The sequence below is a fragment of the Micromonospora sp. NPDC047557 genome, from assembly GCF_043205095.1.
In the GTDB taxonomy this organism is placed as follows: domain Bacteria; phylum Actinomycetota; class Actinomycetes; order Mycobacteriales; family Micromonosporaceae; genus Micromonospora.
Window position 1 is genome coordinate 79,121 of sequence record NZ_JBIDDK010000007.1, and the last position, 16,512, is coordinate 95,632.

Genomic DNA, 16,512 nt, shown 5'->3' on the forward strand with positions numbered 1-16,512 from the left:
GCACGTGAACGGCCCCGGTCATCGCGACCGGGGCCGAACGTGTCACTCGTAGCGGACGCCGATCTGCTCACGCACCGTGTCCAGCAGGGTCATCACCTCAAGCGTCGTGGTGTGCGGCACCAACGGGCTCTCGGTCAGCCCGGCGGCCAGGCAGCGCTGCACCTCGATCGCCTCGTACTGGTAGCCGTTGCCGGCCTCCTCGGCGGAGATCGTCTCGGGCGCGAAGCCGTCCCGGTGCAGGGTCAGCGAACCCGGCCGGAAGAACGGCTCCGGCAGGTCGATGCGGCCCGTGCTGCCGGTGATCGAGGCGGCCAACGAGCTCGCCCCGACCATGCCGCAGCTCAGCGTGGCCACCGCCCCGCTGTCGTACCCGAAGACGATGCCGGTGTTCTCGTCGGTCCCCTCCGGGCCCAGGTGCGCCCAGGAGCGGATGTGCTGCGGCACGCCGAGCAGCAGGTGCGCCAGGCTGATCGGGTAGATCCCCAGGTCGAGCAGCGCGCCCCCGCCCAGCGCCGGGTTGCGCATCCGGTGCTCCGGCGGGAACGGCCCGGCCACCCCGAAGTCGGCCCGGACATTGCGTACCGTGCCGATGGCACCCTCGGCGATCAGCTGGACCGCGCGAAGGATGAGCGGGTTCGTCCTCATCCACATGGCCTCCATCAGGAAGACCCCGGCGGCGCGGGCCGTGTCCACCAGCTCGGTGCTGGTGGCCAGGTCGAGGGTGAACGGCTTCTCCAGCAGCACCGCCCGGCCGGCGGTCAGGCAGGTCAGCGCCGCCTCGTGGTGCGCCGCGTGCGGGGTCGCCACGTAGATCACGTCGACCTCCGGATCGGCGGCCAGCTCCACCCAGGAGCCGTACGCGCGCTTCGCGCCGTACGTGTCGGCGAACCGCTGCGCGCTGTCGGCGGAGCGGGAGCCGACCGCGACCAGTTCGGCGTCCGGCACCAGCCGGAGGTCTTCGGCGAAACGGCTGGCGATGTGGCCGGTGGCCAGGATGCCCCAACGAGTCATGCCGGCACGCTAGCCGAGCCGGGTGAACCGCCCGCTGCCCGGCCGCCGCCCAGCTCATCCGTCGAGACCTCGGTGCTCCTCACCGCGACGACATACCTCGCAGGCCGCGGTCGAGCGGAGCCCACCGGCGCACGCCGGCCGGTGGCGGCGGGTCGGGGAACTAGGCTCGCGGCATGACGATCGACAGTGACGGCTTCGCCGCGCCCGCCGCCCTGGTCGAGCACGCCCGTCGGTTCCAGGCCGAGGGCGGCACCCCGGCGACGCCGCGGGTCGCGGCCACCGTGCTGCTGCTGCGTCCGACCGACACCGACTTCGAGGTGTACGTCATCCGCCGCGTCGCCGCGATGACCTTCGGCGGGATGTACGCCTTCCCCGGCGGCGGGGTGGACCGCTCCGACTCGGCGGCGCACGTGGACTGGGCCGGCCCGACGCCGACCGAGTGGGCGGACCGGCTCGGCGTGGCCCCGGACGCCGCCCAGGCGATCGTCTGTGCCGCCGCCCGGGAGGTCTTCGAGGAGGCCGGCGTGCTGCTCGCCGGCCCGGATCCGGCGACGGTGGTGGGTGACGTCAGCGGCGACGACTGGGAGGCGGCCCGGCAGGACCTGGAGGGGCGTCGGCTGGGCTTCGCGGCTCTGCTCGCCGACCGTCACCTCACGCTGCGGTCGGATCTGCTGCTGCCGTGGAGCCGCTGGATCACCCCGGAGTTCGAACCGCGCCGCTTCGACACGTACTTCTTCGTCGCTCTGTTGCCGGCGGGGCAGCGGACCCGCGACGTCTCCGGCGAGGCCGACCACACCCTCTGGATCCGCCCGGCGGACGCGCTGGCCCGCGCGGAGGCGGGCGAGCTGACCATGCTGCCGCCGACCCTGGTCACGCTGGCCCAGGTGGCGGCGGCCGGCGACCTGGCCGGGGTGGCGCGAGCGGCGGCCGACCGGGACGCCGCCACGCCCATCACCCCGCGCCTGGACCTGCCGGCCGACGGCGAGCCCCGCTTCGTGCTCGGCTGACCCCAGCCGGCGGCCCGCCGTATCCCTGCGGGTACGGCGGACCGGCGGCCCGTCAGTAGTGCCCGACGTAGCGGTAGTTGGCGTTGAGGCTGCCCGGGGCGGCGTGTGCCGGCGCCAGCGCGTCGAACGGCGCCACCGTGAGGAAGCGGACGAACTGCTGGTCCGGCTCCGCATTGGGTGCGTAGGTGAGGACGTCGATGTCACCCGGAGCGACGTCGCGCTCGACCCAGTCCATCAGCGGCTGAAGGAACTCCGGGATGCCGACCTCCGACGGATGCTCGGTCGGCTCCGGCCCGAACAGGCAGTGGTAGCCGGCCGGCACCATGTACAGCCGCGTGAACGCCTCGCTGCCGCCGCGGCGCTGCACGGCCGCGTAGTAGTCGACAGTCGAGAACGGGGGGACGGACGGGTCCGCCCAGCCGTGGTAGAGGATCAGCTTGCCGCCCTGATCGCGGAACTCGGACAGGTCCGCGTCGGTGGCGTTGTAGATGGCGTCCCCCAGCACGTTCAGCCGGTCGAACGTGGCCCGGGTGAACCGCACGTCGTTCAGCTGGAAGTCGGCCGGTGGATTCTGCGGGTACGCGAGGTACTTCAGGTAGTTGAGGGCGATCCTCCCGGTGTTGCCGTCCACCGGGGAGCCGGAGCGCACCACGAACTCGTCGATCCAGCCCAGTTCCGATCCGTACGGCATGCCTCCGGGGTAGAGGCCGTTCGGGCCCCGGTAGAACGCCACAACGGCCGCCACCTGGGCGGGCGTGAGGCAGTCGGGCCGGTCCGTGCCACCCGGGCAGCGCAGCGACGACGGCTGGAAATCGCACTGCCGCGGATCCTCGATGACCGAGCCGCACTTCTGCACAACCGCCTCGTGCAGCGCGGGAATCTTCTCCGGACCGAGGATCTGCCGGCCCGACGCGTCGGTGTTGCGCAGCACCACCCAGGCGTTGAGCAGCGCCAGCGGCGCCAGGTTGTGTACCGGTGCGCCGGCCAGGATGCCGTCGAAGTCGGACGGGAACCGCTGCGCCAGCATCAGCCCCTGCCGGCCGCCGGTCGAGCAGCCGTCGAAGTACCGGTACGTCGGCCCGTGCCCGTAGTACGCGACCATCACCGCGTCCGCCACCCGCCGCAGCCGGTGCTCGGACAGCAGCCCGAACTCCAGTCGCGCCCGAGGGTCGGCGCCCCAGGTCGCCGGCTCGCTGGTCTGCGGGTCGCCGGTGTGCCCGGTGTCGTCGGAGGCCAGCACCAGCCTGCCGTCGCGCGCGGCCGCGCACTGGAACCCGAAGAGCGGGAGGGTCAGGTCGGGCACCGTGCCGCACAGCCCGCTACAGCCCTGCTGCACGTACTGCCCCGTCCATCCGGAGACGGGGAGCTTGACGGTGAACCGTGTCTGCGGCCGGATCACCCCCTGCACCATGCAGAATTCCTGGCCCTCGGCGTTGGTGTCGCGCTCCGCCGACGTCACCGACACCTGCGGGATCCGCGCCCCGGCCAACCCCGCGCACCGGTCGGTGGGCGGGTCGGTGGCGGTTCCCGGCGTGACGATCAGGGGTACGGCGGTCAGCAGCGCCAGAACAGTTCGGATCATGCTTCCCTCCTCTTTGGAGGGAGATTAGGCAGTTCGGCGTGCCTTTCGGATCGGTCCCGGGACGGGACTCACGGTCATCCCCGGGGCGGAGCGGTGCCCGGCCGGACCAGGCCGCACTCGTAGGCGAGCACGGCCGCCTGCACCCGGTCGCGCAGACCGAGCTTGAGCAGAATCGCCGACAGGTGGGTCTTGACGGTGGCCCGGCTGAGGACCAGGCGCTCCGCGATCTCGTCGTTGGAGAGCGCCCGCGCGACAAGCGTGAGCACCTCGATCTCACGCGCGCTGAGCGCGTCGAGCGCCGGCGGGGGAGTGCCGCCGGGTAGTTCGCTGGCGAACCGGTCGAGCAGCCGCCGGGTGACGGTCGGTGCGAGCAGCGCCTCACCGCGCGCCACCACCCGTACCGCCGCGGCCAGCTCGTCGGGGCGGATGTCCTTGAGCAGGAAGCCGCTGGCACCGGCCCGCAGCGCCGCGAACACCGGCTCGTCCAGGTCGAACGTGGTCAGCATGATGATCCTCGCCGCCTGGCCGGCGGCGACCAGCCGGCGGGTCGCCTCGATGCCGTCCAGCCGGGGCATCCGTACGTCCATCAGGATCACGTCCGGTCGCAGGCGCCCGGCCAGCGCCACGGCCTCCAGGCCGTCGCCCGCCTCGCCGACCACCGCGAGGTCCTCGCGGCTCTCGATGATCATCGCGAACCCGGCCCGCACGAGGGCCTGGTCGTCGGCGATCAACACCCGGATGGCCGCCGTCATGCCGAGGTGAGCGGCAGGTCCGCCCGTACCCGAAAGCCGCCGCCCGGCACCGGCCCGGCGTCCAGCGTCCCGCCCAGCAGCCGGGCCCGTTCCTGCATCCCCACGATCCCCCGGTGCGCGGAACGGTCGACCCGGCCGCTCGGACGGGCCGGGCCGTCGTCGCGGATCTCCAGCCGTACCGACCGGGGCGAGCACCGCACCGTCACCCGGGCCAGGGTTGCCTGGCTGTGCCGCAGCGTGTTGGTCAGCGACTCCTGCACGATCCGGTACGACGAGAGGTCCACCGCCGCCGGCAACGGTGACAGGGCCGGTTCCCGGTCCAGCTCGACGGTCAGCCCGGTGGCCCCCAGCGACGCGGCAAGCGTGTCCAGTTGCGCCAGACCGGGCTGCGGGGTGGCCGAGCCGGGCTCGGTGTCGGCGCTCATCGTCTGCAACAGCACCCGCAGCTCGGACAGGGTGGACCGGGCCGCCAGATCGATCGAGGTGAGCGCCGCGCGGGCCAGGTCGGGTCGACGGTCGAAGACGTCCTGCGCGGCACCGGCCTGCACGACGATCACCGACACCGTGTGGACCAGCACGTCGTGCAGCTCGCGGGCGATCCGTTCGCGTTCCTGGGTGACGATGCGGCGCTCGGAGTCCTGCCGGCGCAGCGCGCGGGTCCGGCCCAGCTCACCGAGGGTCCAGCCGAGCGCCGGGCCGGCGATCGCGAGCAGCACGTTGCGCCAGTCGCCGTGCGCCAGCTTCCAGGGCGTCCCGGCCAGCAGCAGGCCGAGCACCCACAGCGACCGCGACGGGGGCCTCCGCCGCGCGTACCCGGCGAGCACCGCGGCGACCTGACCGAGCCAACCGATGGCCGGGCTGAGCGACTCGATGCCGATCCCGGCGAGGACGGCCACCGCCATCGCGGCCTCCGGGTGGCGGCGCAGCACCGCGATGGTGCCGGCCTGCACCGCCGCCAGTGCGATGGCGACGGCGTACCCGAGCGCGTGGTGTGGCCCGTTCGGCGTGACCAGGATCAGCGCCGCGAGCACGACGAACAGGCCGACGGCGACCCGCAGGTCGGGCCGGCATCCGCGCAGGAGCCTGCCGGGTGAGCGCACCCGGTGATCGTAGGCAGCTCACGGATCGACGGTCATCGGCCGCGGGAACGACGAAGCGGTCCGTCCGGAGACGGACCGCCTACGTCGCGGAGGGAAGAGGGAGGCTCAGCCGAAGCGGCCGGTGATGTAGTCCTCGGTCTTCTTGACGCTCGGGTTGCTGAAGATCTTCTGGGTGTTGTCGTACTCGATGAGACGGCCCGGGTCGCCGGTCTTCTCGATGGAGAAGAAGGCGGTCCGGTCCGACACGCGGGCGGCCTGCTGCATGTTGTGCGTCACGATGATGATCGTGAACTTGTCCTTGAGCTGGAACATCAGGTCCTCGATGGCCAGCGTGGAGATCGGGTCCAGGGCCGAGCAGGGCTCGTCCATCAACACGACCTGCGGCTCGACCGCGATGGTCCGGGCGATGCAGAGCCGCTGCTGCTGACCGCCGGACAGGCCGGCGCCGGGCTTGCCCAGCCGGTCCTTGACCTCGTCCCACAGGTTCGCCGAGCGCAGGGCCTTCTCGGCCGCCTCGTCCAGGATCGACTTCTTGCGGACGCCGTTGAGCTTCAGCCCGGCCACCACGTTCTCGAAGATGCTCATGGTGGGGAACGGGTTCGGCCGCTGGAAGACCATGCCGATGGTGCGCCGGACCGCGGTGACGTCCACGTCCCGGTGGTAGATGTCCTGGTCGTCGATGGTCAGGCTGCCCTCGACCCGGGCCCCCGGCAGCACCTCGTGCATCCGGTTGATCGACCGCAGGAAGGTCGACTTGCCGCAGCCGGACGGCCCGATGAGAGCGGTGACCGTCTTCGGCTCGACCGTCAGGTTGATGTTCTCGATCGCCTTGAACCCGCCGTAGTAGGCGGTGACGTTCGAGGCGGAGACGCGCTTGGCCATGGTGGTACCTCCGGGGTTCATCGGCTGAGCCTGTTGCGACGGGCCAGCAGTTTCGCCGCGATCGTCAGGATGAGCACGAGGGCGACCAGGGTGAGTGCCGCGGTCCACGCCCGTGCCGGCGCGTACTTCGACGCGTCACCGGCCTGCTGGTAGACGAAGAGGGACAGCGACGACTGGTTGTTCTCGAAGGGGTTGGTGTTGATCGCGGCGCCGCCGCCGGCGACCAGGAGCACCGGCGCGGTCTCGCCGGCCGCGCGGGCGATGGCGAGCATGACGCCGGTGACGATGCCGGGCAGCGCCGTCGGCACCACCACCCGCAGGATGGTCTTCCACTTGGGAATGCCGAGCGCGTACGCGCCCTCGCGCAGCGGCGGCGGGACGAGGCGGAGCATCTCCTCGGTGGACCGGACGATGGTGGGCAGCATGAGCACGCTCAGCGCGAGCGCGGCGGCGAAGCCGGAGAAGCTCGGCCGGCCGTCGTTGAACCACGGCGACACGACCAGCACCCAGAACGCCAGCACGAAGAGGCCGGAGACGATCGACGGGATGCCGGTCATCACGTCCACGAAGAACCGGATCGCGAAGGCGAACTTGCCCCGCCCGTACTCGACGACGTAGATCGCGCAGAGAACGCCGAGCGGGACGGTGATCAGGGTGGCGATCCCGACCTGCTCCAGCGTGCCGACGATCGCGTGGTACGCGCCGCCGTTCGGGTCCCGGGCCCCGATGTTGTTCATCGAGGTCTGGAAGAAGGTGCCGTCCAGCCGCTCGGTGCCCTTGCTCAGCAGCGTCCAGACGACCGAGACGAGCGGCAGCACCGCCAGCACGAACGCGGAGTGGATCAGCGCGCTCCAGGTGCGGTTACGGGCCGACCGACGGCCCTCGACCGCGTTGGCCGCGGCGAAGAGCCCGACCAGATAGAGGATCGCGCCGAGGACGACGACGAGGACCGGGCCGCCGATGCCGGTGCCGTAGACGAGCGCGGCGGAGAGCGCCAGGGCCGCCACGGCGACGGCCGGTGCGGCGTACCGGGGCAGCCGCCGGGCCCGCAGCGAGGCCGGCTGGGCCGGCGGGCGGGTGCGGTGGGAGGTGACGGTTGTGGTCATGCGGCCGACTCCGTGAACTCCCGGCGGCGGTAGATGATCGCCCGCGCCGTGATGTTGACGATCAGCGTGATGGTGAACAGCACCAGGCCGGACGCGATGAGCGCGCCACGGCCGGTCTCGTTCGCCTCGCCGAACGCGTTGGCGATGTTGGCGGCGATGGTGTTGCCGCCGTTCTGGATCAGGTTGAACGAGATGCCGAAGGTGATGCCGAGGGTCAGCGCCAGGGCGATGGTCTCGCCGAGCGCCCGACCCAGACCGAGCATCACCGCGGCGATGATGCCGGGGCGACCGTAGGGGAGCACCGCGGTGCGGAGCATCTCCCAGCGGGTGGCGCCCAGCGCGAGGGCGGCCTCCTCGTTCGCGGTCGGCGTCTGGAGGAACACCTCGCGGGAGAGCGAGGTGATGATCGGCAACACCATGATCGCGAGGACCAGGGCACCCAGCATGATCGAGGCACCGAACGGGCCGTCACCGCCGAAGAGCGGGATCCAGCCGACGTGCTCGTTCAGCCAGACCGAGAAGTCCCGGACCGGGTTGCTGAAGACGTCCCGCCCCCAGAGGCCGAAGACCACGCTCGGCACGGCGGCCAGCAGGTCGACCAGGAAGCCGAGCGCGGTGCCCAGCCGGCGCGGCGCGTAGTGCGAGAGGTAGAGCGCGATGCCCAACGCCACCGGCACCGCGATCAGCAGCGCCAGCGCGGAGCTGAGCACCGTACCGAAGGCGAGCGTGCCGATGCCGAACTTGGGCTGCGGCTCGTTGGGGGACCAGCCCTCGTAGGTCCAGAAGTTCTCGGTGTTGGCGCGCAGGGCCGGCACCGCCTTGGCGATCAGGAAGATCGCGATGGCGGCGATGATGACCAGAACGGCGGTGCCGGCGGCCAGTGTGAGACCGCGGAAGGCCCGCTCGGCGCCGAACTTGCGGCTGTGCGGCAACGCGCCGCCGCCGCCGCCCAGCCCGGTGCCGCCCGGGGAACGGGTGCTGACTGGTGCCTCGGCCACACGCGCCGAGGCACCGGCGGGCCACTCGTGACTCTGGGTCACGCGCGTCCCGCCGGTGCCGGCGTCGGCCGAGCGGTGAGGGGTTTCACCCATCTGCTCGCTCGATTCGGTTGCGGAGGTGGTGGGGTCGGGTCAGGAGAGGTTCTTGACCGCGGTCTCGACCTTGGTGCGGACCGTCTCCGGCAGCGGGGCGTAGCCGAGGTCGGTCAGCGAGTTCTGGCCCTCGGCGCTGGCGGCGTAACCCAGCAGACCCTTGACCAGCTTGAGCTTGTCGGCCGCGAGGCCCTTGCTGCAGACGATCTCGTACGTCGCCAGGACGATCGGGTAGGCCCCGGCCTCCTTGGTGTTGTAGTCGATCGACAGCTTGAGGTCGTCGCCCTGGCCATCGATCTTGGCGCCGGCGATGGTCTTGCCAGCGGCCTCGGCGGTCAGCGCGGCGAACTCGCCGTTGCCGTTGCCGATCTTGGCCATCTTCAGGCCGGCGTTCTCGGCGAACGACCACTCCATGTAGCCGATGGAGCCGTCGGCGCCCTTGACCCGGCTGGCCACGCCGTCCGAGCCCTTGGCGCCGGTGCCGCCCGGGGCCTTCCAGGCCTTGGCGTTGCCCAGCGTCCAGTCCGCCTCGGAGGTCTTCGAGAGGAACTTGGTGAAGTTGTCGGTGGTGCCCGACTCGTCCGAGCGGTGGACGGTCTGAATGGCGGTCGCCGGGAGCTTGGCGTCCGGGTTGTCGGCCTTGATCGCCGCGTCGTCCCACTTGGTGACCTTGCCGGCGAAGATCTTCGCCAGGGTGGCCGGCTTGAGCTGGAGGTTGTCCACGCCGCTCACGTTGTAGGCGACGGCCACCGGGCCGATCACCATCGGCAGGTGGATGGCCTTGCCGCCGGCGCACTTGGCGTCGGCCTGCGGCTGCTCCTCCGGCTTGAGCGCGGAGTCGGTGCCGGCGAAGTCGGCGGTGCCGGCGATGAACGCCTGGATGCCAGCGCCCGAGCCGGAAGCCTCGTAGTTGATCGTGGTGCCGGTGCACTTCTGCTGGTACGCCTTGATCCACTCGGCCATGGCGTTCTTCTGTGCCGACGAGCCCTGGGCGTTGACCGTGCCGGTACCGCAGTCGACCGCGGCGGCGGAGCCCGAGGCGCTGGCGCCGGAAGTGGGCTCGTTGTTGTCCGAGCCGCATGCACTGAGGCCGAGCGTCGCGGCAAGAGCGAGGCAGGCAATAGTGCCGTACCGCTGGAGCTTCACCTGAGGGGTTTCCCTTCGCGTCTGACTTGGTGCCCCGATGCCGGGGCCCGAGGACCGGCACTGACCGGCTGACACGAAAGTTAGAAGTGCCAGGTAGCCGGTTCGCCGGTCGCAAGTGAACGCAAGGTGAACACGTACGGCCCCCGAGGTGACCGCTTGCTGAGGGTGAGTTGTCCGTTAAGTGAACTCGGGCACACCTGTCGGAAGTATGGGTATATTTCCGGTTCGGCGTTATCCCGCCGATGCTCGGTCGTTACCCGCCGGTGACTCGGTCGGGGCGACGGCTGGCGGTCAGCCCAGGTGGTAGTTGATGTGTGCGGACCAGCGGGCGAAACCCAACCGCTCGTACAGGGCGACCGCCCCGGTGTTCGAGTCGTCCACGAAGAGCATCACCCGGTCGAGGCCGCGCTTGTCCCGCAGGTACGCGAGCCCCGCGGTCGTCAGCGCCCGACCGAGCCCGCCACCGTGCGCGGTCGGCTCCACGCCGAGCACGTACACCTCGCCGATGCGGGCCGACCCGGGCCGTTCGTGCACCTTCGTCCAGTGAAAGGCCAGCAGCCGGCCGGTCGAGGTCTCCTCGGCGAGCAGGAAGCCGGCCGGGTCGAACCACGGCTCGGCGAGGCGGACCCGCAGGTCGTCCGAGGTCCACCGCCCCTGCTCGGGATGCTCGGCGAAGGCCCGCGCGTTCAGGGCCAGCCAGGCCGCGTCGTCGGCCCCCGGCCGGAACGCGCGCAGCGCCACCCCGTCGGGCAGACGCGGCTCGCCCAGCGGGGCGGCCAACGGCCGGCGGAGCTGCCAGAGCACGCGCGCCCGGGTGAACCCGAGGTCCACGGCGAGCGCCGCCGCCGACGGGTGATCGCCGTGCGCCCACGCCCGCAGCGGCCCGGTGGCCGAGGCGAGCACGCCCCGGGCCAGCGCCCGACCGGTGCCCCGCCGCCGGTACGCGGGGTGCACCACCAGCTCCACCCCGATCCCGTCCACCGGGTCGGTGGTGTCCAGGTGGGCGTACCCGGTGAGGGTGCCGTCGTCGGCCCGGGCCAGCAGGTGCACGGCCGGCGCCTCCGGATCGCGCAGGCGGAGCAGGACGTGCTCGTCGAGCGGGTCCGCGCCGTCGGTGTCGCCCGCCGTACGCGCCAGGGCCAGCACGTCGGCGATCTCCGTCGGGGCCAGTCGGTCGGTCCGGGTCACCTGGTCGCTGGTCGGCTCCGCGCTGCTCATTGGGTCACCGTAGCCGCTGCGTCTCGGGCGCCCCCGGCTGTCGCCCGAGGAGGGGGTCGTGGCTCACGTCGGGTCGGTGGGCAGTGCCTCCAGCTCGTATCGCGCGCCGAGTTGGGGCAGGATCCGGCGCAGCGCGTCGACCGTGCCCTGCCGGTCGCCTCCGGCATCGTGCATGAGGACCACCGCACCGGGTTCCACCTGCGCGAGCACGGTCGCGGCGATCTTGCTGGCGCCGGGCGCCTGCCAGTCCGACGGGTCCACCGACCAGTGCAGCGGGGTCATGCCGAGCTGCTGGGACACCGACACCACGGGGTACGTCCAGGCGCCGCCGGGTTGGCGGTACCAGACGATCGGGGCGTCCGGGACCGCCGCCCGGATCGCCTCGTTGGTGCGTACCAGGTCGGCGCGGATCTGGTTGGCGGATTTGTTGCCCAGGGTGACGTCGTGGTGCCAGGAGTGGTTGCACAGGGTGTGGCCGTCGGCGACGATCGCCTGGATGAGGTCGGGATGATCCTGGGCGTTCTCGCCCACCACGCAGAACGTGGCCTTGACGTCGTACTCGCGCAGGATCGCGAGGACCTGCGGGGTGTAGCGCGGGTCCGGCCCGTCGTCGAAGGTCAGCGCGAGTCGGGCGTTGCCGGTGTCCGTGTGGGCGCCGAACAGGTTGTCGTCGCTGGCGTTCTGCCCCGAGCCGTCCTGGCCGGCCTCGGTCGCGCCGGCGCTCTGGCCCGCGGTAGGGATGCCGGTCGGGGTGCCGGTCGAGGACCTTTCGGGAGTCTGGTCGGCGTAGTGCGGCCCGTCGCCCTCGGTGGTGACACCGGTGGCGTGCCGCTGGGTCTGGTCGGGGACGAGACTGCGGCCCAGCACGTACGCCGAGCCGAGCAGGGCGGCCACCACAGCCGTCACGATCACTGCCGCGCGCGCGGTCGAGCTGACCCGCGTCACGGCTTCCGCCCGGCCGGCCGGACGCGCCGGCCCCTCGCCCCCATGCTAACTGCCCGCACCGTCGCCCCCTTTTCCGACAAACCCGGCAGTCAGAATAGGACTGGCGAGCCGCGCAAAAGGGGCATATAGGAAATCGCTCCGGGCTGAGGGTCAGACGGGCAGCGGCGCGTGCTCCGCCTCGGGCAGGGAACGCGACGGCGGGACGACGAACTTGTAACCCACCTGGCGGACCGTGCCGATCATCGACTCGTACTCCGAGCCGAGCTTGGCGCGCAGCCGCCGGACGTGCACGTCCACCGTCCGGGTGCCGCCGAAGTAGTCGTAGCCCCAGACCTCGCGCAACAGCTGATCGCGGGTGAACACCCGGCCCGGGTGCTGGGCCAGGAACTTCAGCAGCTCGAACTCCTTGTAGGTGAGGTCGAGCGGGCGGCCCTTCAGCTTGGCGGCGTACGTGTCGGGGTCGATGGTCAGCTCGCCGGCCCGGATCGAGCCGCCGGCGCCGGCGGTCGCGTTGCTCAGTCGGCCGACCGCGAGCCGCAGTCGAGCCTCGACCTCGGCAGGACCGGCCGACGCGAGGATCACGTCGTCGACGCCCCAGTCCGCGTTCAGCGCGATCAGACCGGCCTCGGTCACCACCGCGACCAGCGGCACCCCGAGCCCGGTGGCGTGCAGCATCCGACAGGTCGCTCGGGCCTCGCTCAGCTCCGACCGGGCGTCCACCAGCACCGCGTCGGGGCTGGGCCCGGCAACCAGGGTGCGGACGTCGCGCGGCGCGGTGCGAACCGAGTGTGGCAGCAGGTCGAGCGCCGGCAGCACAGCCGACGGTTCCCCTGCGCGCGCGGTCACCAGCAGCAGGATCTCCACGATCACCTCCGTCCCGGCGGCGCAACGCCGCACGCGACCAGACACACTCGTGGCAGAGTGCGCTGAGAAATAGCGTGGTCCCGGCGTCGCTGACGGGCGGGTAACGCGTTGAGCGTAACCGATCGCCTCGGCCGCGCCTTCGAGTCATTTCCCGTTTGTCTAGCTTGCCCCTGATCGCGGCGCAGGTTTTAACGTTGCGGAAACCCGTGACCGTCGCGACGGGCAGCCGATCTGGCACGATCGGGGCGTGTTTCCCTCCACCTCGCCCGACGCCGGCCGCGAATCGTGGTCCGACGGTCCCCGCCCGGGTCCGGCCGCTCCGACCCGTGGCCATCCGCCCGCGCCGCGCACCGGACCGGCCGTCGCCGACGGCGAACGCCGTGAACGGGGTGGGCCGCGCCGGGCCCGTCGTGCCGGGGAACCAGCCCGTCGTTCCGAGGACGAGGTCGACGAGCCGGAAGAGGAGCCCGTCGCTCCGGTCGAGGTGCACCGCCCGCTGGCCTTGACCATCGCCGGCTTCGCCGCGCTGCTCGGGGTGGGTCTGGTGCTTGGCGCGCAGACGTCCGGGCCGGGTCACCGCCTGCCGTTCGCCTTCATCGTCTTCGGCGTCCAACTGCTGTTCGTGCTCGCCTGGACGATGGCCATGCGCCCACCCGCGCTGCTGCTGGTCGGTGGGATCAGCGCGGCGGTCGCCGCGGCCGCCGACATCGCCGCCGTCCAGAGCGACGTCGCCGGTCTGGCGCCGCTGGGCTACCTGGCCGTCGGCGGCTTCCTCGCCGCCGTGCTCGGCCAACTGGTCCGCCGCGTCGACCGGGTCCGGGTCACCGATTCACTCGGCGCCACACTGCTCATCGTGGTCGGGGTCGTGGCCTTCGGCACCCTGATCGTGCTCAGCCGCATCCCGGCCGGCACCCAGGCGATCACGGTCTGCCTGACCGCGAGCGGGGTCGCGCTGACCATCGCCCGGCTCACCGACGCCGTGCTGCCGTGGCCCCGGCTGGCCCCGCAGGTGCCCCGGGGCGCGGCCGGCGTCGTCGCCGGCGCGATGGTGGGCACGCTGGGCAGCGCGATCCTCGGCAGCTATCTGGTGGCTCCCTTCACGCCGACCCGGGCCGCGGTGATCGGCCTGGTCGCTGCCGTCACCGCCGTCCTCTCCGATCTCGCCGTGGGGTACGCGGAGGCGGGTCGCCTGATGGCGGGCGAACCGCCCACCATGTGGGTCGCCCGGCACATGCAGGGTCCGCTCGGCGGATTCGCCCTGGCCGCACCGGCGGCGTACGCCATGTGCATGCTGTTCCTCTGAGCCCACGGTTGAGGCCGGTGTCGGTCGGGTACCTACGGGTGCGCCGCGCTGCGGCACCGGTTCGGACGTCCCGCCGCATCGCGGCGGGCGGAGACAGGAGGCGGCGTGGCCCAGGAGTATCCGGCTGACGAGACCCGGCCCCGACGGCGCGGTCGCAAGCTGCTCATCGGCCTGGTCGTCCTGCTCCTGGTGGTGGCGGGTCTGCTGGTGGTCGCCGACCGCGTGGCGGTCGGCGTGGCCGAGCGGCTCATCGCCGAGCGGGTCAGCCAGGAGGTCAGCAAGCAGGGGGCGCAGTCGGCCAAGCCCGACGTCGAGGTCGCCGGGACGCCGTTCCTCACCCAGGTGCTGGACGGGCGGTACGAGCGGATCTCCATCACGCTGCGGGACGTGCAGGCGTCGGTCGAGGGTGACGCCGTACGGCTGCCGGTGCTGGACGTGGACGCCCGCAACGTGCGGGCCTCACTCGACACGCTGCGGACCGGGCAGGGCGACGTCGTCGCCGACACGGTCAACGGCACGGGCACGATCAGCTACGAGAGCCTCGCCGCGCTGCTGAACCGACCCGGGCTCACCCTCGGCGAGCAGGGCGGCAAGCTCGCCGTCACCGCCCCGGTCGACATCCTCGGCCAGAAGTTCACGGTCAGCGGCACCGCGGACGTCACCGTCGCCAAGAACGGCGCCGTCGCCCTGCGCTTCAGCAAACTGGACGCCGCCGGCCTGCCGAACCTGCCGCTGGCCCGCACGATCCTGAGCAGGTACGCCGAGGGCATCTCCGTCGACGTGCCGCTGCCCGACCTGCCGTTCCAGCTCGTGGTCCGGGAGGTCCGGCCGTTGCCCGAAGGGCTGGCGGTCACCGCCGACGCGAAGAACGTACCGATCAACTCCGCCAGCTGAGCGGCGCGTCAATCGTCCGGGCCGCTGGGACGCCTCATCGGCCCCGCAGCCCGGACGATCCCGGATGGTGGTCGGTCCAGTGGCAGCGCCGTCACTGCCTGGTAGGCTCCGTGCTCATGGGGACCCACCTCACCAAACGGCGCGCGGTCGACCTGTGCCGCGTGGCCACCTGCCTGTGTCGCCCTGTCATCTGACGGCGGGGCTGTTTTTGGCCGCCTGACGGCGGCCACCGGCACGCAGGGTCCTCGACCCTTTCCGGTGATCCCACCGAACGCCCGGCAGCGGCGCCGTCGCACGAACCCGTGATCCCGTCCTTCCGCTGGGTCCCGCGCGCGGTGCGACAGTTCAACCCATCGATATTCGCGCGTTGGCTCACCATCCATCCTCACCAGGGAGTGATTCGATGAGTCGCGACACCGCACTCGTCTCGGTCGAATGGGCCGAGAAGAACCTTGACGCCCCGGGCGTCGTCTTCGTCGAGGTCGACGAGGACACCTCGGCCTACGAGACCGGCCACATCGCCGGCGCCATCAAGATCGACTGGAGGACCGACCTCCAAGACCCGGTCCGCCGGGACTTCGTCAACAAGACCCAGTTCGAGGCGCTGCTGTCCGAGCGGGGCATCAGCAACGACGACACCGTGATCCTGTACGGCGGCAACAACAACTGGTTCGCGGCGTACGCCTACTGGTACTTCAAGCTCTACGGCCACCGCGACGTGAAGCTGCTCGACGGCGGTCGCAAGAAGTGGGAGCTGGACGCCCGTCCGCTGGTCACCGAGACGGCGGCCCGCCCGGCGACCCAGTACGTCGCGCAGGAGCCGGACACCTCCATCCGGGCCTTCCGCGACGAGGTCGTCGCCGCGATCGGCACCAAGAACCTGGTCGACGTGCGCAGCCCCGACGAGTTCGCCGGCCGGCTGCTCGCCCCCGCGCACCTGCCGCAGGAGCAGGCGCAGCGGGCCGGTCACATCCCGACCGCGATCAGCGTCCCGTGGTCCAAGGCGGCCAACGAGGACGGCACCTTCCGGTCCGACGACGAGCTGCGCAGGATCTACGGCGACGCGGGGCTGGACGACGGCAAGGAGACCATCGCGTACTGCCGGATCGGTGAGCGTTCCTCGCACACCTGGTTCGTGCTGCAGGAGCTGCTCGGCCACCGCAACGTGAAGAACTACGACGGTTCCTGGACCGAGTACGGCTCGCTCGTCGGCGTGCCGGTCGCGCTCGGCGATGAGCCCGGGGAGGCCTGATCCGCCATGACTGCTCCCACCGCTGCGGGTTGCGCCGCACCCGACCAGGCCGCGCCGCTGCCGACGAGCCTGGACCTGGAGAAGGAAACCGTCATCACCGGCATCGTCCGCTCGGCGGCGGACGAGGCCGTGCCGGGCGCGTACGTCCGGCTGCTCGACTCGACCGGTGAGTTCACCGCCGAGGTGGTCACCTCGGCGGCCGGCCAGTTCCGGTTCTTCGCCGCGCCCGGTTCCTGGACGCTGCGGGCGCTGTCCCGGCACGGCAACGGCGACGCCGCCGTCACCGCCGGCCGGGGCATCAACGAGGTCACCGTCACCGTCGCCTGACCCACTGCTCTGATCGATCGGGGCCGGTCACC

The 16,512-nt window shown here is 71.8% G+C and carries 17 protein-coding genes; 6 read left to right on the forward strand and 11 right to left on the reverse strand.

All coding sequences use genetic code 11. The features are described from left to right. Positions 1 to 42: 42 nt before the first annotated feature. Positions 43 to 1,011 (reverse strand): Gfo/Idh/MocA family protein, encoded by a 969-nt coding sequence (locus tag ACGGAQ_RS18275; protein WP_393050608.1) that lies wholly within the window; start codon positions 1,009 to 1,011, stop codon positions 43 to 45. 173 nt (positions 1,012 to 1,184) lie between these two features. Between ACGGAQ_RS18275 and ACGGAQ_RS18280 the strand changes: the two genes are divergently transcribed. Beyond that, complete coding sequence (locus ACGGAQ_RS18280; protein ID WP_393050611.1) at positions 1,185 to 2,018, forward strand: NUDIX hydrolase; 834 nt, start codon at positions 1,185 to 1,187, stop codon at positions 2,016 to 2,018. 52 nt (positions 2,019 to 2,070) lie between these two features. Here ACGGAQ_RS18280 and ACGGAQ_RS18285 read toward each other — a convergent pair whose 3' ends face one another. The 10 genes from ACGGAQ_RS18285 to ACGGAQ_RS18330 form a co-directional block, all read right to left on the reverse strand. Beyond that, positions 2,071 to 3,600, reverse strand: coding sequence for a tannase/feruloyl esterase family alpha/beta hydrolase (locus tag ACGGAQ_RS18285; protein WP_393050614.1), 1,530 nt, complete (start codon positions 3,598 to 3,600; stop codon positions 2,071 to 2,073). A gap of 74 nt (positions 3,601 to 3,674) precedes the next feature. Next, positions 3,675 to 4,352, reverse strand: coding sequence for a response regulator (locus ACGGAQ_RS18290; protein ID WP_393050617.1), 678 nt, complete (start codon positions 4,350 to 4,352; stop codon positions 3,675 to 3,677). Next, a complete protein-coding gene (locus ACGGAQ_RS18295; RefSeq protein WP_393050620.1) occupies positions 4,349 to 5,452 on the reverse strand; it encodes a sensor histidine kinase in 1,104 nt (367 codons plus the stop codon). The genes ACGGAQ_RS18290 and ACGGAQ_RS18295 overlap by 4 nt, the downstream gene beginning before the upstream one ends. Positions 5,453 to 5,557: 105 nt before the next feature. Further along, positions 5,558 to 6,334: a phosphate ABC transporter ATP-binding protein PstB gene (gene pstB, locus ACGGAQ_RS18300; RefSeq protein WP_088987405.1), complete on the reverse strand. Its 777-nt coding sequence runs from the start codon at positions 6,332 to 6,334 to the stop codon at positions 5,558 to 5,560. A 17-nt stretch (positions 6,335 to 6,351) separates the two neighbouring features. Beyond that, positions 6,352 to 7,440, reverse strand: a complete 1,089-nt coding sequence (gene pstA / locus ACGGAQ_RS18305) for a phosphate ABC transporter permease PstA (RefSeq protein WP_393050622.1) — start codon at positions 7,438 to 7,440, stop codon at positions 6,352 to 6,354. After that, a complete protein-coding gene (gene pstC, locus ACGGAQ_RS18310) occupies positions 7,437 to 8,531 on the reverse strand; it encodes a phosphate ABC transporter permease subunit PstC (protein ID WP_393050624.1) in 1,095 nt (364 codons plus the stop codon). The genes pstA and pstC overlap by 4 nt, the downstream gene beginning before the upstream one ends. Before the next feature lie 39 nt (positions 8,532 to 8,570). Then, the gene (gene pstS / locus ACGGAQ_RS18315; RefSeq protein WP_393050627.1) at positions 8,571 to 9,677 is read right to left on the reverse strand and encodes a phosphate ABC transporter substrate-binding protein PstS; all 1,107 of its coding nucleotides are present in this window, start codon (positions 9,675 to 9,677) and stop codon (positions 8,571 to 8,573) included. A 291-nt stretch (positions 9,678 to 9,968) separates the two neighbouring features. Then, the gene (gene mshD, locus ACGGAQ_RS18320) at positions 9,969 to 10,895 is read right to left on the reverse strand and encodes a mycothiol synthase (RefSeq protein ID WP_393050630.1); all 927 of its coding nucleotides are present in this window, start codon (positions 10,893 to 10,895) and stop codon (positions 9,969 to 9,971) included. Between the two features lie 63 nt (positions 10,896 to 10,958). Continuing rightward, the gene (locus tag ACGGAQ_RS18325) at positions 10,959 to 11,840 is read right to left on the reverse strand and encodes a polysaccharide deacetylase family protein (protein ID WP_393050633.1); all 882 of its coding nucleotides are present in this window, start codon (positions 11,838 to 11,840) and stop codon (positions 10,959 to 10,961) included. Between the two features lie 150 nt (positions 11,841 to 11,990). Beyond that, a complete protein-coding gene (locus ACGGAQ_RS18330) occupies positions 11,991 to 12,710 on the reverse strand; it encodes a response regulator transcription factor (protein WP_179781168.1) in 720 nt (239 codons plus the stop codon). Positions 12,711 to 12,951: 241 nt separating this feature from the next. On the opposite strand from ACGGAQ_RS18330, the gene ACGGAQ_RS18335 reads away from it, so the two are divergent. From ACGGAQ_RS18335 to ACGGAQ_RS18355, 5 genes are all read left to right on the forward strand, one after another. Beyond that, complete coding sequence (locus tag ACGGAQ_RS18335; protein ID WP_393050635.1) at positions 12,952 to 14,007, forward strand: hypothetical protein; 1,056 nt, start codon at positions 12,952 to 12,954, stop codon at positions 14,005 to 14,007. 105 nt (positions 14,008 to 14,112) lie between these two features. Next, positions 14,113 to 14,901, forward strand: coding sequence for a DUF2993 domain-containing protein (locus ACGGAQ_RS18340; protein ID WP_393050637.1), 789 nt, complete (start codon positions 14,113 to 14,115; stop codon positions 14,899 to 14,901). Positions 14,902 to 15,017: 116 nt separating this feature from the next. Further along, positions 15,018 to 15,095, forward strand: coding sequence for an Ms5788A family Cys-rich leader peptide (locus ACGGAQ_RS18345; RefSeq protein WP_310503780.1), 78 nt, complete (start codon positions 15,018 to 15,020; stop codon positions 15,093 to 15,095). Between the two features lie 209 nt (positions 15,096 to 15,304). Beyond that, positions 15,305 to 16,153: a sulfurtransferase gene (locus ACGGAQ_RS18350; RefSeq protein WP_355135609.1), complete on the forward strand. Its 849-nt coding sequence runs from the start codon at positions 15,305 to 15,307 to the stop codon at positions 16,151 to 16,153. Positions 16,154 to 16,159: 6 nt separating this feature from the next. Further along, entirely contained in the window at positions 16,160 to 16,480 is a 321-nt protein-coding gene (locus tag ACGGAQ_RS18355) for a DUF1416 domain-containing protein (protein ID WP_393050640.1), read from the forward strand. Positions 16,481 to 16,512: the final 32 nt, after the last annotated feature.

Coding starts and splice junctions, on each gene's coding strand:
- ACGGAQ_RS18275 (WP_393050608.1), bottom strand. CDS start 1,011: ATGACTCGTTGGGGCATCCTGGCCACCGGCCACATCGCCAGCCGTTTC.
- ACGGAQ_RS18280 (WP_393050611.1), top strand. CDS start 1,185: ATGACGATCGACAGTGACGGCTTCGCCGCGCCCGCCGCCCTGGTCGAG.
- ACGGAQ_RS18285 (WP_393050614.1), bottom strand. CDS start 3,600: ATGATCCGAACTGTTCTGGCGCTGCTGACCGCCGTACCCCTGATCGTC.
- ACGGAQ_RS18290 (WP_393050617.1), bottom strand. CDS start 4,352: ATGACGGCGGCCATCCGGGTGTTGATCGCCGACGACCAGGCCCTCGTG.
- pstB (WP_088987405.1), bottom strand. CDS start 6,334: ATGGCCAAGCGCGTCTCCGCCTCGAACGTCACCGCCTACTACGGCGGG.
- pstA (WP_393050622.1), bottom strand. CDS start 7,440: ATGACCACAACCGTCACCTCCCACCGCACCCGCCCGCCGGCCCAGCCG.
- pstC (WP_393050624.1), bottom strand. CDS start 8,531: ATGGGTGAAACCCCTCACCGCTCGGCCGACGCCGGCACCGGCGGGACG.
- mshD (WP_393050630.1), bottom strand. CDS start 10,895: ATGAGCAGCGCGGAGCCGACCAGCGACCAGGTGACCCGGACCGACCGA.
- ACGGAQ_RS18345 (WP_310503780.1), top strand. CDS start 15,018: ATGGGGACCCACCTCACCAAACGGCGCGCGGTCGACCTGTGCCGCGTG.
- ACGGAQ_RS18350 (WP_355135609.1), top strand. CDS start 15,305: ATGAGTCGCGACACCGCACTCGTCTCGGTCGAATGGGCCGAGAAGAAC.
- ACGGAQ_RS18355 (WP_393050640.1), top strand. CDS start 16,160: ATGACTGCTCCCACCGCTGCGGGTTGCGCCGCACCCGACCAGGCCGCG.